General features: G+C 50.2%; 22 protein-coding genes. 9 read left to right on the top strand and 13 right to left on the bottom strand.

The window, feature by feature from the left end; all coding sequences use genetic code 11:
* Position 1 precedes the first annotated feature (1 nt).
* Entirely contained in the window at positions 2–646 is a 645-nt protein-coding gene (locus SU32_RS00585) for a DUF1638 domain-containing protein (RefSeq protein WP_053997374.1), read from the bottom strand.
* Positions 647–745: 99 nt separating this feature from the next.
* Between SU32_RS00585 and SU32_RS00580 the strand changes: the two genes are divergently transcribed.
* A complete protein-coding gene (locus SU32_RS00580; RefSeq protein ID WP_053997373.1) occupies positions 746–1837 on the top strand; it encodes a glycosyltransferase in 1092 nt (363 codons plus the stop codon).
* A gap of 61 nt (positions 1838–1898) precedes the next feature.
* Here SU32_RS00580 and SU32_RS00575 read toward each other — a convergent pair whose 3' ends face one another.
* Entirely contained in the window at positions 1899–2597 is a 699-nt protein-coding gene (locus tag SU32_RS00575) for a corrinoid protein (protein ID WP_053997372.1), read from the bottom strand.
* Positions 2598–2887: 290 nt separating this feature from the next.
* On the opposite strand from SU32_RS00575, the gene SU32_RS00570 reads away from it, so the two are divergent.
* Positions 2888–4498, top strand: a complete 1611-nt coding sequence (locus SU32_RS00570) for a trimethylamine methyltransferase family protein (RefSeq protein WP_201454841.1) — start codon at positions 2888–2890, stop codon at positions 4496–4498.
* Positions 4499–4658: 160 nt separating this feature from the next.
* Here SU32_RS00570 and SU32_RS00565 read toward each other — a convergent pair whose 3' ends face one another.
* Both SU32_RS00565 and SU32_RS00560 read right to left on the bottom strand, forming a co-directional pair.
* Positions 4659–5033, bottom strand: a complete 375-nt coding sequence (locus SU32_RS00565; RefSeq protein WP_053997371.1) for a rhodanese-like domain-containing protein — start codon at positions 5031–5033, stop codon at positions 4659–4661.
* Positions 5034–5109: 76 nt separating this feature from the next.
* The gene (locus SU32_RS00560; protein ID WP_053997370.1) at positions 5110–5619 is read right to left on the bottom strand and encodes a hypothetical protein; all 510 of its coding nucleotides are present in this window, start codon (positions 5617–5619) and stop codon (positions 5110–5112) included.
* Between the two features lie 146 nt (positions 5620–5765).
* On the opposite strand from SU32_RS00560, the gene SU32_RS00555 reads away from it, so the two are divergent.
* A complete protein-coding gene (locus SU32_RS00555) occupies positions 5766–6875 on the top strand; it encodes an S-(hydroxymethyl)glutathione dehydrogenase/class III alcohol dehydrogenase (RefSeq protein ID WP_053997369.1) in 1110 nt (369 codons plus the stop codon).
* 68 nt (positions 6876–6943) lie between these two features.
* On the opposite strand, the gene SU32_RS00550 is transcribed toward SU32_RS00555, so the two are convergent.
* Positions 6944–7714: a PRC-barrel domain-containing protein gene (locus SU32_RS00550; RefSeq protein WP_053997368.1), complete on the bottom strand. Its 771-nt coding sequence runs from the start codon at positions 7712–7714 to the stop codon at positions 6944–6946.
* A gap of 167 nt (positions 7715–7881) precedes the next feature.
* On the opposite strand from SU32_RS00550, the gene fghA reads away from it, so the two are divergent.
* Positions 7882–8718: an S-formylglutathione hydrolase gene (gene fghA / locus SU32_RS00545; RefSeq protein ID WP_053997367.1), complete on the top strand. Its 837-nt coding sequence runs from the start codon at positions 7882–7884 to the stop codon at positions 8716–8718.
* A gap of 29 nt (positions 8719–8747) precedes the next feature.
* Here the strand turns inward: fghA and bmt are convergent, their stop codons facing one another.
* From bmt to SU32_RS00525, 4 genes are all read right to left on the bottom strand, one after another.
* Positions 8748–9770, bottom strand: coding sequence for a betaine--homocysteine S-methyltransferase (gene bmt / locus SU32_RS00540; RefSeq protein ID WP_053997366.1), 1023 nt, complete (start codon positions 9768–9770; stop codon positions 8748–8750).
* 89 nt (positions 9771–9859) lie between these two features.
* Positions 9860–10531, bottom strand: a complete 672-nt coding sequence (locus SU32_RS00535; protein ID WP_342670068.1) for a class I SAM-dependent methyltransferase — start codon at positions 10529–10531, stop codon at positions 9860–9862.
* 8 nt (positions 10532–10539) lie between these two features.
* Positions 10540–11769: a BtaA family protein gene (locus SU32_RS00530; protein ID WP_053997364.1), complete on the bottom strand. Its 1230-nt coding sequence runs from the start codon at positions 11767–11769 to the stop codon at positions 10540–10542.
* A gap of 15 nt (positions 11770–11784) precedes the next feature.
* Complete coding sequence (locus SU32_RS00525; protein ID WP_053997363.1) at positions 11785–12606, bottom strand: UDP-2,3-diacylglucosamine diphosphatase; 822 nt, start codon at positions 12604–12606, stop codon at positions 11785–11787.
* A 253-nt stretch (positions 12607–12859) separates the two neighbouring features.
* Here SU32_RS00525 and SU32_RS00520 point away from each other — a divergent pair, with 253 nt between their 5' ends.
* The 3 genes from SU32_RS00520 to SU32_RS00510 are packed head-to-tail and all read left to right on the top strand — an operon-like array spanning position 12860 to position 17701.
* Positions 12860–14542 carry an NADH-ubiquinone oxidoreductase-F iron-sulfur binding region domain-containing protein gene (locus tag SU32_RS00520; protein WP_053997362.1) on the top strand — a complete coding sequence of 561 codons (1683 nt, stop codon included), beginning with the start codon at positions 12860–12862 and terminating at the stop codon, positions 14540–14542.
* The gene (gene fdhF / locus SU32_RS00515; protein ID WP_053997361.1) at positions 14542–17331 is read left to right on the top strand and encodes a formate dehydrogenase subunit alpha; all 2790 of its coding nucleotides are present in this window, start codon (positions 14542–14544) and stop codon (positions 17329–17331) included. Before SU32_RS00520 ends, fdhF begins: the two co-directional genes overlap by 1 nt.
* 19 nt (positions 17332–17350) lie before the next feature.
* Complete coding sequence (locus SU32_RS00510) at positions 17351–17701, top strand: VOC family protein (protein WP_053997360.1); 351 nt, start codon at positions 17351–17353, stop codon at positions 17699–17701.
* 12 nt (positions 17702–17713) lie between these two features.
* On the opposite strand, the gene SU32_RS00505 is transcribed toward SU32_RS00510, so the two are convergent.
* The 4 genes from SU32_RS00505 to SU32_RS00490 all read right to left on the bottom strand — a co-directional run bounded on the left by SU32_RS00505 (position 17714) and on the right by SU32_RS00490 (position 20192).
* Entirely contained in the window at positions 17714–18121 is a 408-nt protein-coding gene (locus SU32_RS00505; RefSeq protein ID WP_053997359.1) for a glyoxalase superfamily protein, read from the bottom strand.
* Positions 18122–18335: 214 nt separating this feature from the next.
* On the bottom strand, positions 18336–18674 hold the full coding sequence (locus tag SU32_RS00500) for a Lin0512 family protein (protein ID WP_053997358.1): 339 nt from the start codon (positions 18672–18674) through the stop codon (positions 18336–18338).
* Between the two features lie 45 nt (positions 18675–18719).
* Positions 18720–19766, bottom strand: coding sequence for a helix-turn-helix domain-containing protein (locus SU32_RS00495; protein ID WP_053997357.1), 1047 nt, complete (start codon positions 19764–19766; stop codon positions 18720–18722).
* 57 nt (positions 19767–19823) lie between these two features.
* A complete protein-coding gene (locus tag SU32_RS00490; RefSeq protein ID WP_053997356.1) occupies positions 19824–20192 on the bottom strand; it encodes a hypothetical protein in 369 nt (122 codons plus the stop codon).
* 198 nt (positions 20193–20390) lie between these two features.
* On the opposite strand from SU32_RS00490, the gene SU32_RS00485 reads away from it, so the two are divergent.
* Together SU32_RS00485 and SU32_RS00480 are read left to right on the top strand one after the other, a co-directional pair.
* Positions 20391–21764, top strand: a complete 1374-nt coding sequence (locus SU32_RS00485) for an aspartate aminotransferase family protein (RefSeq protein WP_053997355.1) — start codon at positions 20391–20393, stop codon at positions 21762–21764.
* An 87-nt stretch (positions 21765–21851) separates the two neighbouring features.
* A complete protein-coding gene (locus tag SU32_RS00480; RefSeq protein WP_053997354.1) occupies positions 21852–22244 on the top strand; it encodes a hypothetical protein in 393 nt (130 codons plus the stop codon).
* The last annotated feature ends 6 nt before the right edge of the window (positions 22245–22250 follow it).

Genomic DNA, 22250 nt, shown 5'->3' with positions numbered 1-22250 from the left:
TTTACGAAATGCCGTTACCTGAAATTTGGGTATTGGCAAGTGCTGGTGCAAGGTCTCCGTAACTGGTAAACTTGCGTTCGTATTTTAAGCCCAAGATTGCGGCAATTTCTTGTGCCTTTTTATCCAATTCAGGATCATTTGTTTGCGCCAGATAAAGCGCCGTCGTGTAATTGCCGAAATACATTTCCAGCAGCTCAGGATGTTTGAGCAGTCCAAGTGGCTTTAGCAGGAAATTTTCATAATGACGTGCAAGAAAATCAGTGATGAAGAAGGTCGTTATGTAGTCGCCGCCCTTTTCATTAAATGATTGATTTCCAATGTAAAATGAGAAGCAGTGCGGGCCTTCTATGCGCTCCACACCGTGTTTTTGACAGACTATATCCAACTGTCCGCCGGTGCCGCAATCCGCATAGCCGATGAATATGTTTTCATAGCCATCATTGCGCGCTTTGATTATTGCCTCGTCAACGGCTGGCGCAATGAGCTGTGGTTTATGATGGTACTCAGCAGGCAAGCAGGTCAGCGAGATGTGTTGCAGATCGTTCATCTCACAAATATCCAACACCTCTCGCGCAATCATGCCGCAGGCGATGACCCGGGTTTTTGCCGTGTCCGGCACATTTGTGATTGAGCTTTTGTTGGCCATTCCTTCACCTTTGAGCGCGTAATAGCTCTTTGATGGGTGTTTTGGCCAGTGTATTGCGTCGTAAAGATGTCGCACAATGTTCAATTTTAAAGGGATGATATGCAAGCTCCGGAACTTACGATTGTTCTACCGGCATATAATGAGTCGAAGAACATAAAGCCGCTTGTGGACAAGATTGCGCAGGCGATGGGGTCTATCACACATGAAGTGATTGTGGTCGATGACAACAGTCCGGATGATACGGCCGGTATAACGCGCAATCTGGTGTCGGAGTATCCGCATATACGGTGCATTCGCCGTATCGGCCGACGTGGTTTGTCCGGTGCCTGCCTTGAGGGCATGATGGCGGCAAACGCGCCTGTTGTGGCTGTTATGGATGCCGACATGCAGCATGATGAAACACGCCTGCCTGTGATGCTTGATGAAATCAAGAACGGCGCCGATCTTGTTATCGGTTCGCGCTATGTTGACGGCGGTGATCATAAGGCCGGTTTTCAGCAAAAAAGCCGGGCCAAGGGCAGCGAAATCGCAACCTCAATGGCGAACTACATTACCGGCAATTATACAAGCGATCCGATGAGCGGATTTTTTATGCTGACACGCCAAACAGCGGATAAAGCGGCTGAAACGGTCTCAAAAGACGGATTTAAAATACTCTTTGATATCGTCAGCCGCTTTGGTGAAAATCTGACGATCAAGGAAGTTCCTTTTCAGTTCCGCGAACGCGCGGAAGGTGAAAGCAAGCTGGGCTTTTTGGTCACTCTGCAATTTTTCGGCTTGCTGGTGTCGCGCTTTACGGGCGGCCTTATCCCAATGCGCTTTATGCTGTATGCGCTGGTCGGCTTTTCAGGGCTCTTTGTTCATATGGCCACATTGTTTGCGCTGTTTTATGGTGCTGGCGTTGATTTTGCCGTGGCTCAATTCGCCGGTGCATTTGCAGCTATGACCTCGAACTTTGCTCTCAATAATAGTGTGACCTATGCCCACCGAAAGCTGAAGGGTAACCAATTTTGGGTTGGTCTTTTCACATTTTATGCTGTGTGCAGCATTGGTGCTCTTGCCAATGTTTCAATCGCGCAAAGTTTGTTTGAGCTCAGACAATCAACATGGTTCGCAGGCTTGGCCGGTGCGTTGATGAATACTGTATTTAATTACGCTGTCACCAAACTGGTGACCTGGCGCGATACCTAAAAGGCGATCAATATGAAAAAGGGCCGCTGATGCGACCCTTTAATACCATGTAAGTTTGATGTTACGCTGAAGCCTGATTGTGCTTTCGCTTCATGAAATCTTTTGCGGTTTCCACAGCAACCGCAGCGTCGCGGCAATAAGCGTCGGCGCCAATGGCCTTGCCAAATTCTTCGTTTAGTGGCGCGCCGCCGACAAGAACGATGAAATCATCGCGCATGCCTTTTTCTTTCAGCGTGTCGATCACGACTTTCATATAAGGCATGGTTGTTGTGAGTAGCGCTGACATGCCCAAAATATCGGGCTGTTCTCTTTCCAGCGCTTCCAGATATTCTTCAACCGGCGTGTTGATGCCCAGATCGACAACGTCGAAACCGGCACCTTCCATCATCATGCCCACAAGGTTTTTGCCAATGTCATGAATGTCGCCCTTCACCGTGCCGACAACCATTTTGCCAAGTTTCGGTGCGCCTGTTTCAATCAGCAATGGGCGCAAAATGCCCATACCGGCTTTCATGGCATTCGCAGAAAGCAAAACTTCGGGTACAAACAAAATACCATCGCGGAAGTCTTCACCAACAATCCGCATGCCTTCAACCAGCGCTTTTGTCAGAACCTCGTAAGGCTCCCATCCCCGCTCAAGAAGGATTTCTGTGCCCTCGACGATCTCTTCTTTAAGACCATCATAAAGGTCGTCATGCATCTGCTGCACAAGTTCGTCGTCTGACAATTCACTAAGGATGATTTCTTCTTCGTCGGACATCGTCAACTCCCAGGCTGTGCGCGATAATTATGCAATTCTAACGCGGTTTTTATTAACAAGTTGAATCTGGTGCGACCTTACTTGATATGAAAACGACACGGCAGGACTGTCAGCAATACATAAAGGCATCCTTATGTGATTATATCAATGCGATCAAGTGCTTCTTACCAATCAAATGAATTTTGCGTGTCGTCTTAAAGCAAGGCGAAGGCGCACATGGAAGCGCGAAAAAACACTGTCGGCAGAATATGAAGTCAAAATATGTAGCTTCCTGTTGCGGAGATAGGCAAATGAATGAAACTGAGAGCTTTGACGACATTATTCCAACACCGGAAGGTGCCGGGCTTGAAGTTCATGTTCCGGCGCGGGCGCGTTCGCGAAAAGCGGGCCGGGGTGCTGCCGGTCGCAGGGCAGCACGTACAGGCGGCGGGCCGGGTGAAAGTCACACCTACATAAAGCGCAATATTCCTGTTTATGAAGTCCTGAACGAGGAAGCGCTTTCGACCATCGAAGCCAATGCTGACAAGGTTTTGGAAGAAATCGGCATTGAATTTCGCGAGGATGAAGAAGCACTGCAAATGTGGCGTGATGCAGGAGCTATTGTTGAAGGCGAGCGTGTTCGTTTTCCAAAAGGGCTTTGCCGCGAACTTTTAAAAACCGCACCACCTGTTTTTACGCAGCATGCGCGTAATCCCGAGCGATCCGTACAAATCGGCGGCGATGCGACTGTCTTTGCGCCTGTTTATGGACCACCCTTTGTGCGTGATCTTGAAGGAGAGCGCCGCTATGCAACAATTGAGGATTTCCGCAATTTTGTGAAACTGGCCTATATGGCGCCCGCGATGCACCATTCAGGCGGCACTGTTTGCGAGCCGGTTGATGTGCCGGTCAACAAGCGCCATCTCGACATGGTTTATAGCCATATCAAATATTCCGATAAGCCGTTTATGGGATCGGTTACTGCGCCTGAGCGTGCAGAGGATACGATTTCAATGGCGAAAATTGTTTTCGGCGAAGAGTTTGTCGATAATAATTGTGTTGTGATCAATTTGATCAACGCCAACTCTCCGATGACCTTTGATGGCACTATGCTTGGCGCGGCAAAAGTTTATGCCCGTGCGGGGCAGGGCTGTATCATTTCGCCGTTTATTCTTGCCGGTGCGATGAGCCCTGTCACAGTTGCAGGAACATTGACGCAAGTTTTGGCAGAAGTGTTGGCCGGCGCAGCATTTACGCAGTTATGCCGTCCGGGCGCGCCTGTTTTGTTTGGCACATTTGCCGCTTCCATTTCCATGCAGTCCGGCGCGCCGACTTTTGGAACGCCGGAACCATCATTGGTGTCTTACGGGGCAGCGCAATTAGCACGCCGTTTGGGATTGCCGTTTCGAACCGGCGGTTCTTTGTGCGGGTCAAAAGTTCCCGACGCACAGGCAGCGCATGAAAGCGCGAATACAATCAACATGACGCTTCTGGCCGGTACCAATTTTGCCTTGCATTCCGCTGGCTGGCTGGAAGGCGGGTTGGTCTCTTCCTATGAGAAATTCATGATTGATGTTGATCAGTTGGGCATGTTGCAGGCTATGAGCAAAGGAGTCGACCTTTCCGAGAACGGGCAGGCTCTTGATGCTATTTCGGAAGTTGGGCCGGGTTCCCACTATCTGGGATGCGCGCATACGCAGGCGAACTTCCAAACAGCCTTCTATCGTTCAACGGTTGCTGACAATAATTCTTATGAGCAGTGGCTTGCAGAGGGCGAAACCCGCGTTGAAAGCCGTGCCAACAAGCTTTGCCGGCAGTGGCTCGATCAATATGAGGCACCTGAGCTTGATGCGGAAATTGACGCAAAGCTGCTTGCCTTTATTGAGGATAAAAAGAACTCAATGCCGGATGCATTCACCTGAGCAAAACCCGTTCACGCCAGGGAGACAGGCGGTATGCGCCTCATGGCCCGTCTGATACAAGACGAAGTTTGGCGTGTTGTGGAAGAGTAAACATGTTAAAGGCGACGCGTTCGGATGAACGTGCCGCCTTTCGCTTCTTGTAACCGCGTGGTGATACGGATCAGTCTTCCATTTCGCCGCCGGCTTCTTTCCAGTCGCCAATACCGCCAATATTGGTGACGCTTTGATAGCCCATATCTTTTAGGGTCTTGCCAGCCAGAGCGGCCTGACCGCCGGCACCGCAGACCAGATAAATATCGGCATCTTTTTGCAATGCTTCATTGTGGAACTGCATCTCGCTGTCCGCCGCAAATTCCATAAAGCCGCGCGGGATGCGGTGGGCGTTTTTGATTGTGCCGCTTTTTGCGATGTCGCTGGAATCGCGCACATCAATGAATGTACCGTTTCCTGATTCATATACCGCGATTGCTTCCTTAACGGTAATACGCGGCACTTCGGCATTGGCTTCAGCCAGATAATCCTTGGCAGATTTCATCGTTTTCTCCTGTAAACTGTTCGCCCTACAGGTAGGAATGATGTGCCGTTAAAACGAGGTGCGCAGACAGATTATTTTAGCTTTCGGCCGGTTTATCCGCAAACCAGATTTTGTAGGTGTTTGCGTGCGTGCAATGGGCCAGTTTTTCGCGTTTATCACGAAAATCTATGCTAAGCGCTGTCAGCCGTTCCTTTGTCTCTGCTGGCAGTGTTTTGAGTTCGTCAGGCAGCGCTGTGTAAAAGCTGCTTGCAACATGCGCGCGAATGTCGGCGATTTCTTCTTGTTTTTCATTGGCTTGAAGGCCGTATTGATTAACAATGTCGTAGTCTGTTGCGATGTTAAGTGCAAAAAAGCGTCGATGCGCAGATGGCAGTTCCACCTGATACATCCGTGCCGCACAAATGGCGACACCCTCTTCGACAGCACGTTCAAAGCCATCTTTATCAGCCTTATAGGCTTTTGCATTATGAAGGATGTAATTGCGGATCTGTTCGTGCGCCGAGGTAAGCCGGTCATACTCGCTATAGGCCGCACCACCGATGCCGCCAAACAAAGCCATACCTGCAATAAGAACGAGTGGTTTCATCGATATTCCTTCCGCAGGGACACTATCCCACCAAATTGGTAAAAAATGCTAAACAGTCTGCAATTTCCTAAGCTTGTCTGCCGTGATGGCTTGCATCACCGCTTTATGCGCGCCAATGTTTGCCAAAGCTTAAACGGGAGAATGCCATGAAAACGCGCGCCGCTGTTGCCTTTGAAGCAGGCAAGCCACTGGAAGTTGTCGAAGTTGATCTTGAAGGTCCAAAATCCGGCGAAGTGCTGGTTGAAATGAAGGCAACCGGTATATGCCATACCGATGAATTCACGCTCTCCGGCGCTGATCCTGAAGGTGCATTTCCGGCAATTCTTGGCCATGAGGGCGCAGGTGTTGTCGTCGAGGTAGGGCCGGATGTAAAAGATTTGAAAGTGGGCGATCATGTTATTCCGCTTTACACACCGGAATGCCGTGAGTGTGAATATTGCCTCAACCCGAAAACCAATCTCTGTCAAAAGATCCGTTCAACCCAAGGGCAGGGTGTTATGCCTGACGGCACAAGCCGCTTTTCCTATAAGGGTGAAAAGCTGCTTCATTATATGGGCTGTTCCACGTTCTCGAACTATTCTGTTTTGCCTGAAATCTCCTTGGCAAAGGTGCGCTCCGATGCACCGTTCGACAAAATTTGTTACATTGGTTGCGGTGTGACAACGGGGCTTGGTGCCGTAATGTTTACAGCCAAAGTGGAGCCAAACTCTACGGCGGTGGTTTTTGGTTTGGGTGGCATTGGCCTGAACGTGGTGCAAGGGCTGCGAATGGTTGGCGCGCGCCAAATCGTTGGCGTTGATATGAACCCTGCAAAAGAAGCAATGGCGCGTCAGTTCGGTATGACCGACTTTGTTAATCCCAATGACATCAAAGGCGATCTAACCGGACATTTGGTTGAATTGACAGGTGGCGGTGCCGACTATTCTTTTGAATGTATTGGCAACACAAATGTCATGCGCACCGCGCTTGAATGTTGTCACAAAGGCTGGGGCGAAAGCATCATTATCGGTGTTGCACCGGCGGGAGCAGAAATTGCGACCCGGCCATTTCAGCTTGTGACCGGCCGTTCTTGGCGCGGTTCAGCTTTTGGCGGTGCCAGAGGGCGCACAGACGTGCCGAAAATCGTGGATATGTATATGGATGGGCGTATCGATATCGATAGTTTGATAACCCACACAATGCCTTTGGATGATATCAATAAAGGCTTTGATTTGATGCATGCCGGGGAAAGTATCCGCTCCGTCGTTCTTTACTAAAGTTAAACACGTAAAAGAAAAGCCACCTCCCAGGGAAGGTGGCTTTATAGTCGCTAAAGTAAGTCAGCTTATTGTGCTGGAACTTCTTCTTTAGGTTCTTCCATTGTCTCAGCATCTGAGGCATCCGGAGTGGCAACATCTTCGGCTGTTGTGTCAGCCATCGGCTCGGTTGCTACCGGCTCTTCTGTTGTCATAGCTTCTGACTCAGAGGCCTGCTCTTCTTTGGTTGTAAACTCTGGCGCGGCTTCCAGCTCTTCTTTTGTACTGTCGAGTATCAGAAGCGTTTCACCTGAGTCTGGGCTCGTTTCGAATGTGATGGCTTCAAAGTTGATTGCAACGCTTTTCTCACCGATACCGAGGAAACCACCGACACCAACGATAACACCAGCTAGTTCACCATCTGTAGACACGATAATCTGTTCGACATCACCGAGCGATTCACCGGCAGCGTTTTTGATATCGGAACCGAGCAGATCATCAGAAGTCATCTGGTTTGCAGCCTCATAGACGAAGAATTTTTCGCCGCTTTGTGAAGCCATATCAGTTGCCGGAGCGGCTTCAGTGTCTGTTGCCGGTGCAGCTTCTTCCATCTCAGTTGCGGGTTCGGTCATTGTGTCCGCAGCGGGATCGTTTTCCATCGTTGTTGCATCATCTGCTGGCGCTGCACTGTTGGCAGGAGCTGCGTCATCTGCAGGGGCTGTATCAGCAGGTGTTTGCGTCTCTTCCTGCGTCGTTGCGGGCTGTGTTGCATCCTGTGCAATAGCAAGAGGTGCGGCGATGGTCATTGCACTAATTGCGACTGTAGCGAGGGCTGTAGAAAGGTTTAATTGCTTTTTCATTTTTCTCTCCAATCTTGCCGTTGAGGCTGTTATGCTGCAACAACGTCAGGTTGATGTTTCGGTTCCTCGCGCTGTTTGAGTATTTGCGTAAAGTCAATCTAAGATGTTGAAAAGTTTTTGAATTTTAGTTTGTGACCATTGTGTGTCCAAGGGTTTTGGAGTGTGTTTTGGAGCTTGTTGAACAAAAAAAGGCTTTCGGTGGGATGCTGGAAGTATTCGATCACCAAAGTGAAACATGCCACTGTGTGATGCGGTTTGCAGTATTTACACCGCAACAAGCAAAGACTTCTAAAGTACCGGTCATCTGGTACCTGTCCGGACTGACATGCAACTGGTCAAATGTGATGGAAAAAAGCGGTATTATGCGCTTGGCCGCCGAGCATGGATTTATGGTTATCGCGCCGGACACCTCACCACGCGGTGATGATGTGGCCAATGACGATGGTTATGATTTGGGGCAGGGTGCTGGCTTTTACATCAATGCAACGCAAGCGCCTTGGGCAAAGCATTTCCATATGGAAACATATATTGCGGAAGAACTGCCTGCTTTAATCAAGAAGGAGTTCGCAAACGCTGATCTGGAGCGCCAAGGCATTACAGGCCACTCAATGGGCGGACATGGTGCTTTAACGCTGCATCTTAAAAATCCCGGTCGTTATAAATCTGTTTCTGCATTTGCGCCTATCGTTGCGCCATCTAAAGTGCCGTGGGGGGAAAAAGCTTTTTCAGCCTATATCGGTGAGGACCGTACGGATTGGCTAAAGCACGATGCTTGCGCGCTGGTTACGGCCACACCAAGTGATGTGCCGATATTGATTGATCAGGGCACGGCGGACAATTTTCTGGAAGAGCAGCTACAGACACATTTGTTTGACGAAGCGTGTGACGCTGGAGGGCAAAAAGTGGAGATTAATATGCGTGAAGGGTATGATCACTCATATTATTTTATCGCGACTTTTCTGCCCGACCATTTTGAGTGGCATGCAAAGGCACTGAAAGACTAAAGCAATCCCGAGCGGAATTGCTCGGGCTTTTATCGGCGGCGACGACCACCTGTGCGGCGTTCTCTTTGCGGGCCTTCACCTGAAGCTGCCGCTTTGGAATTGCGCATCGGGCCAATCTGCTCGCAAATAAATTCGACCGTCGGACGCTCCGCTTTAACATGATTGTCAAGCGCAACGCGCATAGCACGCAAATGGTCGCATGATGTGCCGCAGCAACCGCCGATAATTGCCGCACCGCCATCAACGGCAAGTTCGACATATCTTGCCATTAATTCCGGTGTGCCGGAATAAACGATTTTCTCGCCTTGGAATTCCGGAATACCGCAATTGCCTTTGATGACAATTTTTGCGTCCGGTGCAGCGTCTTTCATATCGAGTAATGACGACAGGATATCCGACGCGCCAACACCGCAATTGGCACCATAGGCTGTTGGCATCTCTGGGGATTTTTTAAAGATCTTACCCATGTCGGCCGGATGAATGCCCATCATGGTCTTGCCGGCAGTGTCGAAAGAAGCGGTGCAAACATATTCCATGTCTTCGGCAACCGCTGCTTCGGCCGCTGCCTGCATCTCGCCGCTCGCGGACATGGTTTCAATCCAGATAACGTCCACGCCGCCAGCTTTCAGGCCTTTGATTTGTTCGCGAAATGATTCAACCGCAAATTCATATGTCAGTTCGCCAAGCGGAACGAGAAGCTCACCGGTAGGGCCAACCGAACCGGCGACAATAATTTTGCGATCCGCTTTATCAGCAACGCTGCGCGCGATTTCTCCGGCTTTTTTATTGAGTTCGAATACGCGATCTTCCGCGTTGTGCAGTTTCAGGCGTTGCCGCGTTCCGCCAAATGAGTTGGTTAGAAAAATATCAGCGCCGGCATCTACAAAATCCTGATGCAGTTTGACGATTTTTTCCGGCGCACTCTCATTCCAAAGCTCCGGCGCCTCGCCAGATTCAAGCCCCATTGCAAACAGGTTTGTACCTGTTGCGCCATCGGCAAGAAGAACGCCTTTTTCAGCGATGAAATCGGCAAGAGGTGTCGCAGTTGTCATTAGATGCTCCAAAATTCAAAATCCTATATAAAGAAATAAAGAAATCTTTATGTCTTTGCAACGCTTGAATTTTGTGGTGCAGGTTCAATCTAGACGATTGAGGACTTTTTAATGACAGCGAACTGGGCGTAACCGCGATATAGAGTCCCGAATTCGGCGGTTCCATTAATGTTTCTGGCGGCCTTTCGTGCAATTGCTTCAAGATTTTGCCGCGGCTGAACGTGGAATTTACGAAGCCATCCGTATAGCGCAGATTTGAACCATTTAGGCAATCTTGCCTGATCGCCAAAATCAACAATCCAGAGTTCACCCCCCGGTTTTAGCTGATTTACCGCATGTTCAATTGTGGCTTCCCAAGGCGGAATCATCGACAATGAATAGGAAAGTAATATTCGGTCGAATTTTTGTACGCCCCAAAGTGCATTGGCATCAAAATCGGTCGCATCGCCTTGCGCCAAATGGACTTTGTCGTGGAGGCCAGCCTTTTGCAAATTGCTATTTGCGGATTTGAGCATTTCGGCAGAAATATCCAAGCCATATAGTTTTGCAGAAGGGTAAAGCTTTGCAGCAAGGCATAAATTTCGCCCCGTGCCACAGGCAATTTCGAGCATTGTGCCGTTTTGCGGTATTGTCAGGCGTTGCAGGATCAGGTCGCGGCCAAGAAGATAAAACTTGCGGGTCGCGTCATAAAAATGCCGCTGCTTGCTATAGATGGTATCCATCAGGGAAGCATGTGCATGATCGGTTTGCGTGTTACTCACAAGCTTGCCTATTTGCGTGTGTAAATATGGAAGCCGCCATAGATGGCAGAGCGGTCTTCCACGTTTAATGTTTGCGAACGCGGCAGGTCATAATGCCAATTGCCGAGTATCCGTCCATCCACGCGGCCTTGCAAAATGTCATCCACACCAGCAGTGCGATATATGACCCTTGCTCCTTTTTGCGCGGTCCGGTCAATTTGCGCCCACATGTCATTGAGCTGCTGGTCCGTCATCCAGTCCTGTGCATCAAGCAGCACAAAACAGTTTTTCGTGTCGGCGGGCGTTTCTTCCAGCAAATCTGTCAGGTTGCGGTTATGAATTTCCGCTTTGTGGGCATTATCCCGCACTGTCTCATAATTGTTCCTTTGCAGATAAGGGGGCAGCGGCCCTGTGCCGTCCTGTTTATAGGCGCGGTTGAATGCCTGCCACGCAAAGTAATTCTCGCTGAGCGGAAAATCACACATCAGTTTGCGGGTGCGCTCGACTAGCACAGCGTGGATATCTCCATTTGCCGCGCCTGCCAGCGCTTCATATTGTTGCGGCGGTATACCAAGGCCAAAAAGCGAGGCCCGATTTGTTGTGATGAACCTGATCAACCAAGCATTGAGGGCAGGGCGCATTTTTTCATAGAAAAACGCCATTTGTGCTTCCTGTGTTTCGCAGGATAAGAATTCTTTGTAATCGACGCCGAGCAGGCGTGATGCAAAATGCGCACTGCCAATAAATTTGCCAAGCGCGCCATAACGGTAAAAGCCGTTTTCAAACATATTAATCCGGCGTGCGCGCAAACCGGTGCGCTTGTTCCAGTAAGCCAGTGATTGCTCGTCCAGATAGGGGGCAATGTAGTGATCAAATAATGCCGCATTTCCCTTTGTGTTTGCATTGCCAAAAAACTGATAGAAGGCATCGTAGTCAGGCAAGTGACGCGCGGCGGTATATTTCAAGCGGTTCAGCGCGATATGGGCCGGTGACAAATCGACAGCCGTAACGGATGCTGGTTGAGCTGTTAGATAGCTCATAATATTGCACCCACCAGAGGCTATCGTGACGACGTGGTCTGTGGGCTGGATGTTCAGCGCCCTCATATCCTGTTCCGGATCTTCCCAGATTTGCGGATAGACCAGTCCGGTAAAGGTTTTGGCAAAGACCCGCTCCAAAAAGCCGTCTATGCTGAATGCTTTGTTGCGCTGGACGGCTGCATCAAGCTGTGCGCGTGCAGTGTTCTGAATTGCTGGCATCTATGATTACGCCCTTCAAGCGGCTGTTTGTTCGTTTTTGGTGTCAGTTTGTTGCGGTACGCTGGCCGCCAATAAGCGCAGATTTCTCAGGCGCATTTCATCGGCCCAGTCTACGAGGTGGAGTTTGCCGTTTTCATCTTCGAAAATTGCCGTGCAGCTTTCCACCCAGTCGCCTGTGTTGACGTAGCGAACGCCATTCAAATCATGCAGCGCTGCGTGGTGAATATGGCCGCAAATGACACCATCCACACGGGATTTTTTTGCTTCTGTTGCAAGCGCATCTTCAAAATCGCCAATAAAATTGACCGCCTGTTTGACCCTCAGTTTCGCCCATTTTGACAGCGACCAATATTGACCGCCCCATAGACGGCGCACACGGTTGAACCAGCCGTTAAACCAGAGCAGAAAGTCATAGGCCCAGTCGCCGGCATGGGCGAGCCATTTCGCGCCCATCACGACCATATCAAACTGGTCGCCATGAATAACCAGATATTTTGTGCCGTCCGCCGATATGTGGATATCGCGGTCGCGCACCTCTATACCGCCGAAATGCGTGCCTAGGAAACCGCGCAACATTTCATCATGGTTGCCTGGTATATAGATAATCTCGGTGCCTTTGCGGGCTTTACGTAAAAGCTTTTGAACAATGTCATTATGTGTCTGCGGCCAGTAAAAAGCCTTCTTCATTCGCCAGCCATCAAAGATATCGCCGACCAAATAAATTTTGTCAGCATCGTTATGGCGCAGGAAATCCAGAAGCATTTCGGCCTGACAGCCGCGTGTGCCCAAATGGACATCGGAAATAAAAATCGTCTTGTGATGCTTGGCTTTAATCATAGCAGAACCGTTTTAATTTCAGTCCGCTAAACCAGATTCATATGTCAGTCATATGAACGGGTTTGTATGCAATGTCATACAGTGTTCAACTTTCGAACTATCGTGGTGCCAATGAATATGTTTGGGTGGTCGGGGATCACTGTGGGGCAAACGTCGTATAAATTTAAAGACGACGCGATGACGGCGCATTGGGAAAAGTCTCTTAGTCTGTCTGCTATAGTGTAAGGTAACAATAATAACCGGATGTTTTCTGATGAATGAGTTGACGCCTATGCGCAAAGGTCGAAAAAGCAGTCTTACAAAAGGACGGCAGCTCGAAGACGCGGCATTGGACGAAGTCAAACTTGCCTTGGCCGGTACATCGCTCGCCCGCGACCTGCTCATAGAAAATCTTCACAAAATACAAGACATGTATGGCTGTATTGAAGCGCGGCATATTCGCGCTCTGGCTGAAATTATGCGTATCGGACAGGCCGAGATATATGAGGTTGCGTCCTTCTATGATCATTTTGATGTTATTCGCGAGGATGAGGAAAAGCCTGCGCCGCTAACGATCCGTGTATGCGATTCACTCTCCTGTATGATGAATGGCGCTGAAGATCTTATTGCGAATCTAAGCAAAAATGCGAATCCTGACCATGTGCGCGTGTTGCGGGCGCCGTGTATGGGACGCTGCGCCAATGCTCCTGCTGCGCGTATTGGTGACCGTGAAGTGGATAACGCTTCGACGTTGGGCCTTCTCAAAATGGCTGAGTTGGGCGAGTTTGATGTTGCCGTTCCGGATTATATCGGCCTGCATGCCTATCAGGAAAGCGGCGGTTACCAAGTACTTGACCGTGTGCGCGCCAATGAGCTGACCTTCGACATGCTGGTTGAGACACTCGGTGATGCGGGCTTGCGGGGCCTTGGCGGTGCGGGGTTTCCAGCAGGTAAAAAATGGGGTTTTGTGAAAGGCTATCCGGGACCGCGCCTTATGACGATCAATGGCGATGAAGGCGAGCCGGGAACATTTAAAGACCGTTATTATCTTGAAAGTGATCCGCACCGCATGTTCGAAGGAGCCATTATTGCGGCTCATGCAGTGGAGGCGGAGCGGATCTATCTCTATATGCGCGATGAATATCCTGCTGTTTTGGAGATTTTACGCGCTGAAATTGCGGCGCTTGAAGATGGCGGTATCATCGACAAGGGCTTCATTGAGCTGAGACGGGGCGCTGGCGCTTATATTTGCGGTGAAGAAAGCGCGATGATCGAGTCGATTGAAGGCAAGCGCGGTTTGCCGCGGCATCGCCCGCCCTATATTGCGGAAGTTGGTTTGTTCGGCCGCCCGACACTCAATCATAATGTTGAAACGCTTTGGTGGATACGCGACATTGTCGAAAATGGACCGCAATGGTTTGCGGAGCAAGGCAAGCCTGATCATCCGGGTATTCGTTCATGGTCGGTTTCAGGCCGTGTGAAAGAGCCCGGCGTTAAACTGGCTCCTGCCGGCATTACAGTGCGTGAACTGATAGATGAATATTGCGGCGGCATGGCTGATGGGCTCGTATTCAAGGCTTACCTCCCGGGCGGTGCTTCGGGCGGGGTTTTACCTGCATCCATGGATGATATTCCGCTGGATTTTGGCGACAGTCTTTTTCAGCACGGTGCATTTGTCGGCTCGCATGCGGTGGTGATCCTTTCAGATCAGGACAATATCAAAGATGTGGTTATCAATCTGATTAACTTTTTTGCGCATGAAAGCTGCGGTCAATGCACACCATGCCGGGGCGGCACGGAAAAACTATCCAAGCTGCTTCGAAAAAGTGGCAATCTGGATGAAGAAACGATCCGCGATCTTGAGCAAGTTATGCGTGATGCCTCGATTTGCGGTTTGGGGCAGGCGGCCCCTAATCCGGTCAATCATTTGCTGACCCATTTCAGGGAGGATTTGTGATGAGCAACCAAACAACATTCACACTGAACGGCAAGCAGGTTTCAGCCTCAGGCGAGGAAACAATCTGGCAGGTTGCAAAGCGCGAAGGCGTCGATATTCCGCATCTATGCTATCTTGATAAACCGGGCTATCGCTCCGATGGCAACTGCCGTGCCTGCATGGTGGACATTGAAGGTGAGCGCAATCTGGCCGCATCATGTATCCGCAAACCGACCGAAGGAATGAAGGTCAATACGGCGACCGAGCGGGCGGAAAAAAGCCGCAAGATGGTGTTTGAAATGCTCGCCGCAGATATGCCTGCGCGTGATAGTGGACCTGATGATCAGTCGGTATTCTGGGCATGGGCGCAAAGCTTCGGGATTGAAGGTTCTGACCGTCTGCCAAGCAAGTTCGACGATGCTCCGCGCGAAGTGCACGATATTTCCAATCCGGCTATCGCTGTAAATATGGATGCGTGTATTGCGTGCGGACTTTGTGTGCGGGCTTGCCGTGAGGTGCAGGTCAATGATGTGATTGGCATGGCCGAGCGCGGCTCGCACTCAGTGCCTGTTTTTGATGTCCATGATCCGATGGGGCTTTCAACCTGTGTGACATGCGGAGAGTGCGTTCAAGCGTGTCCGACCGGTGCGCTTTATGAAAAGGCACTTATGGATGAGGCCGGGAAAAGCCGCAAAATCAAAGAGTTTGATAAATCCGTCAATTCTGTTTGTCCGTTTTGCGGGGTTGGTTGCCAGACAACCATCAATGTCAAGGACAACAAAATTGTTCAGGTGGACGGGCGCGACGGTCCTGCCAATGAAAACCGCCTCTGCGTAAAAGGCCGGTTTGGTTATGATTATGCTATGAGCAAGGAGCGCCTGACCAAACCGCTTATACGGCGTGATGATGCGCCCAAGCGCGGTGATATTGATATGCGCTTTATGAAAATCGAAGATGTTTTTCGCGAGGCCACATGGGAAGAGGCCATGGCCAAGTCCGCAGAGGGGCTTATGGCGATCGAGAAAGAATATGGCGGTGATGCACTAAGCGGCTTTGGTTCGGCCAAAGGTTCAAACGAAGAAGCCTATTTATTCCAGAAACTGGTACGCCAAGGGTTTGGCACCAATAATGTCGATCATTGTACGCGCCTTTGCCACGCTTCCTCAGTCGCAGCCCTGCTGGAAGGGGTTGGGTCAGGTGCCGTGTCCGCGCCCTTTACCGATGCAATGGTTTCGGACTGTGTGATCATTATCGGTGCGCGCCCGGCGACAAACCATCCGGTTGCCGCGACTTATTTCAAACAGGCAGCCAAGAACGGTACGAAAATTGTCGTCATGGATCCGCGCCAGCAGGACATGATGAAGTTTGCCGAGCACTCGCTTCAGTTCAAGCCAGGCACAGATGTCGCCATGCTCAATGCCTTGCTGCATGTGATCGTCGAGGAAAAACTTTATGACGAGCAGTATATTCAGGCCAATGTCACCGGCTTTGCGGCACTGAAGGACAAAGTCAAAGATTTTGCGCCTGAAGACATGGCAGAAGTTTGCGGTATTCCGGCTGAAACCCTGCGCGAAGTTGCGCGGCTATATGCGACTTCGGAACGCTCGATTATCTTTTGGGGGATGGGTATTTCCCAACACACACACGGTACGGACAATTCACGCTGCCTGATCGCGCTTGCTCTGATTACCGGGCAGATTGGACGCGAAGGCACGGGGTTGCACCCGCTGCGCGGACAAAACAATGTTCAGGGCGCTTCGGATGCCGGTCTTATCCCGATGTTTTTGCCTGATTATAAAAGCGTTGAGAACGTCGATATCCGTAGCCAGTTCGAAGATGTTTGGGGCGCTACAATAGACCCTAAGCGGGGGCTGACCGTTGTTGAAATCATGGACGCTATCCATGAGGATAAAATCCACGGCATGTATATTATGGGTGAAAATCCGGCCATGTCGGACCCTGACCAGCTTCATGCCCGCGCAGCGCTGGCAAAACTCAAACATCTTGTTGTTCAGGATATTTTTCTGACGGAAACAGCATGGCACGCTGATGTGGTGCTGCCGGCCTCGGTTCATGCTGAAAAGCTTGGCACATTTACCAACACCAACCGGCAAATTCAGGTCGGCCGTCCTGCTATTGACCCACCGGGAGAAGCGCGTCAGGATTTGGATATTATTATCGACCTTGCCAACCGGATGGGACTCGACTGGAAATACAATGATGCCAGCGATGTCTATAACGAGATGATGCTCGTCATGCCGTCATTGAATAATATTCCTTGGTCGCGTCTGATTAATGAGGATGCGGTGACCTATCCGGCGAGCAGCGAAAGTGAGCCGGGCGCTGCTGTGATTTTTGGTGACGGCTTTCCAACGGCAGATGGCAGCGGCAAGCTGGTTCCTGCAGATTTGCGCCCGCCGGATGAAGTACCCGACGAAGCATATCCGATGGTGCTAACCACCGGACGTTTGTTGGAGCACTGGCATACGGGCGCGATGACGCGCCGTTCCGATGTTCTTGATGAGATTGAGCCGGAAGGCATTGCGGCGATGAACCCGCACGAAATTGCGCGACAGGGATTGGTTGTCGGTGAAATGGTCAGTGTGGAAACACGCCGAGGTACAATTTCGGCAGTGCTTCGCGCTGACCGTGAGGTGGCGGATGGTATGATTTTCATGCCGTTCTGTTTCAACGAAAGCCCCGCAAACGTACTCACCAATCCTCAGCTTGATCCGTTAGGAAAAATTCCCGAATTCAAGTTCTGTGCGGCAAAGATTGCCAGACTTGAGGAGGTGCAGGCAGCCGAGTAATGCGCTGCCTGTATCATCCATGGTTGTAAAACGTATCGTACCTAATTTTACGCACAATGATCCTGTCGAAGCGGCGCGGTTTTATCAATCATTGTTTGATCTCGATATTGTCATGGATCACGGTTGGATTGTTAGTCTGGCTTCGAAAGAAGCGACCACACCGCAAATCAGCGTAGCTTCGCAGGGCGGTTCGGGAACGGCTGTGCCATCTGTTTCTATTGAAGTCGACAATGTTGACCGGGTGTATGAGAAAGCGCTGAAACTGGGCGCAGACATTGTCTATGACATTACAGACGAGGACTGGGGTGTCAGACGATTTTATGTCCGAGACCCCAGCGGTATGATTTTAAATGTGCTTTCCCATATGTGACGCGCGATTATTTTAGTTATGCACATGCCCGAGAATGGAAAGATGCGGTTCGCCGTCACTGGTTTTTGCCGGTGAATCGCCCTTGTTGTCGATTTGACCGTTAATGCGTTTTCTAAACGCAGAAAAACTATCAAAGGTAACAACATCTACGGCTTCATCCAAATCCAGCGTCACGCGCAGATAAGCGCCGCCGCCCTGTTCGGTTACCGATAGAACGCGGCCGGTAAAGGGCTGTTTGAGATAGGTGCCGTGCACATGATCGCCGACCTGAATGGAAATATCCGGATAGTTCGAGAGCAGGGCGGCAGCGGTGTTCCAGTTTCTGTAACCAAGCTCCTTTGCAACCTGTTCAAGCGCTTGGCTATGCGAAAGTTGTTGACCGGACTTTGATTGGACAACACGCAATTCGCGTGCGCGCATTTTTGCGCGGTGTAGTGGTGTGATTATTCGAGCGCATTCTTGCCTCCGTTGAGGCGGTCTTTGAAGCGGGGCTCACATTGCCACATGACCGCAATAAACGGGATGCAGAACTTAACTCAAAGAGGTTTCACCATTTTCAGTGAGCGGCAGGCACCTCAAGCCTGAAGCGGCAATAGACCTAATATCACTCAATTGTCAAACGTAAAGAAAGTGATCAAATGTCCAGCCAGACTTGTATTGCGGCAACTGCAATTGTTGTGGTGCCGCCGGTATCAGGTTTACCCTGATCGAGGCCGCCAACTTCTGCCGTTACTGTGATATCGCCATAGGGAAAGGTTTTTGCCACTTCTGCTGTGTCAACCTGATCCGGCTTTGCAACGCCGATTACACATTTGACAACCATCTCGGATGGATCTTTATCAAGTGCGTGGGCAACGGTGAGAGAATTGCGGTAAAGCGCATCCTTTACGGCGCGTATTGCCGCTTTTGTGTAATCCTGCCCGCGCAGATCAACGCCCATACCAAACTCTGTTGCAAACCGTTTTAACGCCATATGTTCGAGTTCCTTTGCTGAAAATGGATGGTGCCTGTTAGATCGTCATGCGCTTTGCGTCAGGCTCTGTTCTCTAAATTCCGTCGGACTTTGCCCTGTTCTTTCGCGGAATGCACGGTTGAAAGGTGCCAGTGAGGTATAGCCTAAATCATAGGCAAGACCGGTAATCTGCTCACGTGCAAAGCTTGGTTCTGCAAGGCGGCGCTTGGCTTCGGCAATCCGGTGATCATTGATAAAGGCGGCAAAGTTTCTGTAGCCGAGGCCGTTGTTTATCAGCCTGCGCAGTCTGTGCTCTGGAATGTTCATCTGGCTGGCCAACTGACCAATAGAAAGGCCAGAATGCATAAATGCGCCTTCTTCCATCAGATCACGCAGGCGGCCAAGGTCGATGCGGTCGGCCGCGCTTAAATCTTCGGCATTCATGGTAAGGTTTTGCGGGGATGCTGCAACTGGCAGCAATGACTGACGCAATGTCAAAACAGATATGACCAATATGATCCCGGTGCCTAAAATCGCGCCCGCAACAGCAAGGCGCGCGACGGCATGTTGTATTTCGATTGTCTCCAGAATTTCGATACCGATAATCGCAGCACCGATAAGCGGCACAAGAACGCGCATTGTCCGACCAAAATGGCGCCGCGAAGCAACAAGATCATCGCGGTAACAGCAGCGGACCTTATGAATGGTCCACCCCATAAGCAGGGCGACGATGATCACCTGTAATGTTTTCGCATAGGTGGAGACGGCAGGAAAAGGAATACAAATAAGATAAAGTGTGCCGATCAGTATGAGCGGAACTGACTTATACCAGCGCCACTTGAAATTATCGTCATGTATCGCTTCGATAAATAGCCAGAAAAATGCGGGCGATAACATGCCGAGCAATTTGAACGGGATGATGTAAAGTCCGAGTGCCTCACGCACAATCGGTAATGCGACGACCGAATAGATTCCCGCGCCAGCCAGAAACAAGCTGCCGAATGCGGCAGCAGCGCTGACGGGGCGTCTGCCGAGCAGTTGTATAATCAAAGCTACGCAAAGAGCGGCTGCGCCGCCTCTCATAGAGCTTTCGATGAGTTCGATAATCGTCATGCGAATTCAGATATATCAGCGGCGCTCGTTTTGAAAGAGCACCGCTGACTATGGCGTCTAAATACCGAAATTGCCGGTGGGGGCACTTGGGAATTGTGGGTTGGGATTTCCCTTCGTGATGCGGCAGATAATGTCGGCGTTAGACGCAAACGGGTCACAGGTCTGGATGCTGCCGGTTGCCTGATTATCCAGTTCTACAGTTGCTGGCTTGTCTTTAGGTGCATTAATTTCTGCGCTTGCGGTTGTGATGCCCATTTGCATTGCCGCAATAAGCGCAACCGCTGCGATGGCAGTTTTGTTTTTCTTAAGGTCAATCATTTTATGTCCCTTTCGTGTTTTAATATTCGATAGGGCATAGATGGTGGTTTTCGGGTGTCTGTGCTGCGCAGATTTCAAATCCGGATGATCAATTTCAAAAATGATCATAGTTTTTCAAAAATGATTTGCAGTCCTTTGCTATTTCACGATTGCCAAGTTTGGCTGCTCTGATAGGCTTATGAAATGAGATTGAAAACAACATCACTGTCACGCCATGCCGAGCTTCTTTTGCTCTGTGCGCGAATTGGCTATTCGCCGCCGCGTGTCTCCTGAATCCAATATTTTCTTTTATTTCAGGAACTGATCATGACTTTTCAAAATTTTTCGACCGAACAACTTCAAAAGATGGATGCCGGGCATCACCTGCATCCGTTTACCGATCATAAAGAGCTGCGTGATGCCGGCAGCCGCATAGTCACGCACGCTAAAGGTCCGTTTATCTACGACAGCGAAGGCAACGAAATCCTTGATGCGATGGCAGGTCTTTGGTGCGTTAATATCGGCTATGGATATGATGAGCTGGCAGATGTTGCCGCAGAACAGATGCGCGAATTGCCTTATTATAATTCATTCTTCAAATGTACGACGCCAACGCCGGTTTTACTTGCCGAAAAAATTGCCTCACTTGCGCCTGACAATATGAATCAGGTGTTTTTCGGTTCATCCGGTTCTGAAGCCAATGACACCGCGCTACGTCTGGTACGTCATTTCTGGGTTCTTGAAGGCAAGCCGGAGAAAAACATTATTATCTCACGCGATAATGCTTATCACGGCTCTACTGTTGCGGCGACATCATTGGGCGGCATGTCAGCCATGCACGAACAGCTTAACGGTGCGGTGCCGAACATCAAACATGTGATGTGTCCTTATTATTATGGTCTTGCGGAAGAGGGCGAGACAGAAGAAGAATTTGGACTGCGCGCGGCAAAAGCCGTTGAAGATGCCATTGTCGAAGCCGGTCCGGAAAATGTAGCCGCATTTATTGCGGAGCCGATCCAGGGTGCTGGCGGTGTTAAAATTCCACCGGCAAGCTATTGGCCGGAAATTCAGCGGATTTGTGAAAAATATGATGTGCTGTTGATGCTGGATGAGGTTATCACAGGATATGGCCGCACCGGCGAGTGGTTTGCGGCGCAATCCATGAATATCAAAGCCGATACAATTACAACGGCAAAAGGTCTAACATCGGGCTATATGCCACTGTCTGCTCTGATTGTGGGCGACCGTGTTGCCAAAACACTGGTTGAAAAAGGCGGTGAATTCTATCACGGTTATACATATTCCGCGCATCCGGTTGCCTGTGCTGTCGGACTTCGCAATCTGGAGATTATTGAGCGCGAAGGTATGATTGACCGAGTGCGCAATGAAACCGGTGATTACCTTTTGAGTAGCATTGAGGCAGCGATTGGCGATCATCCCTTGGTTGGCGAAGTTCGCGGCAAGGGCTTTTTGATTGCAATTGAAATCGTCAAGGATAAGGCGAGCAAATCACGTCATGAGCCATCCGGTGCAGGTGCAACGGCTGTGCGGGATCATGCTATTGCCAATAATATCATGATGCGTGCAGTGGGTGACACAATGATTATGTCGCCGCCGCTTATCTGGACGCGGGAGCATATTGATATGGCTGCCGAGCGGGTTAAAGCAGCGCTTGCCGGTGCACTGGCTGATCTTAGCTAGGAATATTTAATTGCTGCGTTGCAGCGCATTGAGCTTGATTTTGCTGCGCTGCAATATTATTTGTGACTCCTACGATCGGAGATCACGATGTTTACGCCTGCCAGCTTTTTTAACATATATGGAACAGGCCGTTCTTCCGGCATGGATATTGCAATGCTTGCGCCGTGGGTGATTGCCATGCGGATGCCAGCGCTGGCTTATGAAATTGCAACCCCTTGGATTTCTGCAAACAGCAGACGTGGCGGCGAAGGTGCATTGGCGCTATCAGAAAAAACAGATGCCTTCGTGGAAGGTATTCATGCAACGCAAGCTGAATTGATTTCGGCGTGGGGTTCGCTGGTTGCCACGACTATGCGCGGTGAGTTGCTAACGATCCACGCAGCATCCAAGTCATTCCAAAAGATATCAGACGCCGGCATAGAGCCGATGGCCAAACGTGTCCGCGCAAACTATAAAAGATTGCAGAAACCCAAGAAATAGCCCTGA

It is taken from the genome of Ahrensia marina (assembly GCF_001293565.1).
GTDB classification, from domain to species: Bacteria; Pseudomonadota; Alphaproteobacteria; order Rhizobiales; family Rhizobiaceae; genus Ahrensia; species Ahrensia marina.
The sequence above is the reverse complement of the archived record's forward strand: the minus strand, read 5'-3'. Positions and strand labels throughout refer to the sequence as shown.

Excerpts from the sequence above, each read along its gene's own strand:
- SU32_RS00530 (WP_053997364.1), bottom strand. The coding sequence starts at position 11,769 with ATGCCAGCAATTCAGAACACTGCACGCGCACAGCTTGATGCAGCCGTC.
- bmt (WP_053997366.1), bottom strand. The coding sequence starts at position 9,770 with ATGACAACTGCGACACCTCTTGCCGATTTCATCGCTGAAAAAGGCGTT.
- SU32_RS00580 (WP_053997373.1), top strand. The coding sequence starts at position 746 with ATGCAAGCTCCGGAACTTACGATTGTTCTACCGGCATATAATGAGTCG.
- SU32_RS00585 (WP_053997374.1), bottom strand. The coding sequence starts at position 646 with ATGGCCAACAAAAGCTCAATCACAAATGTGCCGGACACGGCAAAAACC.
- SU32_RS00565 (WP_053997371.1), bottom strand. The coding sequence starts at position 5,033 with ATGAAATCTGCCAAGGATTATCTGGCTGAAGCCAATGCCGAAGTGCCG.
- SU32_RS00555 (WP_053997369.1), top strand. The coding sequence starts at position 5,766 with ATGAAAACGCGCGCCGCTGTTGCCTTTGAAGCAGGCAAGCCACTGGAA.
- fdhF (WP_053997361.1), top strand. The coding sequence starts at position 14,542 with ATGAGCAACCAAACAACATTCACACTGAACGGCAAGCAGGTTTCAGCC.
- SU32_RS00510 (WP_053997360.1), top strand. The coding sequence starts at position 17,351 with ATGGTTGTAAAACGTATCGTACCTAATTTTACGCACAATGATCCTGTC.
- SU32_RS00560 (WP_053997370.1), bottom strand. The coding sequence starts at position 5,619 with ATGAAACCACTCGTTCTTATTGCAGGTATGGCTTTGTTTGGCGGCATC.
- SU32_RS00525 (WP_053997363.1), bottom strand. The coding sequence starts at position 12,606 with ATGATTAAAGCCAAGCATCACAAGACGATTTTTATTTCCGATGTCCAT.
- SU32_RS00520 (WP_053997362.1), top strand. The coding sequence starts at position 12,860 with ATGAATGAGTTGACGCCTATGCGCAAAGGTCGAAAAAGCAGTCTTACA.
- SU32_RS00570 (WP_201454841.1), top strand. The coding sequence starts at position 2,888 with ATGAATGAAACTGAGAGCTTTGACGACATTATTCCAACACCGGAAGGT.
- SU32_RS00575 (WP_053997372.1), bottom strand. The coding sequence starts at position 2,597 with ATGTCCGACGAAGAAGAAATCATCCTTAGTGAATTGTCAGACGACGAA.
- SU32_RS00490 (WP_053997356.1), bottom strand. The coding sequence starts at position 20,192 with ATGATCATTTTTGAAATTGATCATCCGGATTTGAAATCTGCGCAGCAC.
- SU32_RS00480 (WP_053997354.1), top strand. The coding sequence starts at position 21,852 with ATGTTTACGCCTGCCAGCTTTTTTAACATATATGGAACAGGCCGTTCT.
- SU32_RS00550 (WP_053997368.1), bottom strand. The coding sequence starts at position 7,714 with ATGAAAAAGCAATTAAACCTTTCTACAGCCCTCGCTACAGTCGCAATT.
- SU32_RS00485 (WP_053997355.1), top strand. The coding sequence starts at position 20,391 with ATGACTTTTCAAAATTTTTCGACCGAACAACTTCAAAAGATGGATGCC.
- SU32_RS00505 (WP_053997359.1), bottom strand. The coding sequence starts at position 18,121 with ATGCGCGCACGCGAATTGCGTGTTGTCCAATCAAAGTCCGGTCAACAA.
- SU32_RS00500 (WP_053997358.1), bottom strand. The coding sequence starts at position 18,674 with ATGGCGTTAAAACGGTTTGCAACAGAGTTTGGTATGGGCGTTGATCTG.
- SU32_RS00495 (WP_053997357.1), bottom strand. The coding sequence starts at position 19,766 with ATGACGATTATCGAACTCATCGAAAGCTCTATGAGAGGCGGCGCAGCC.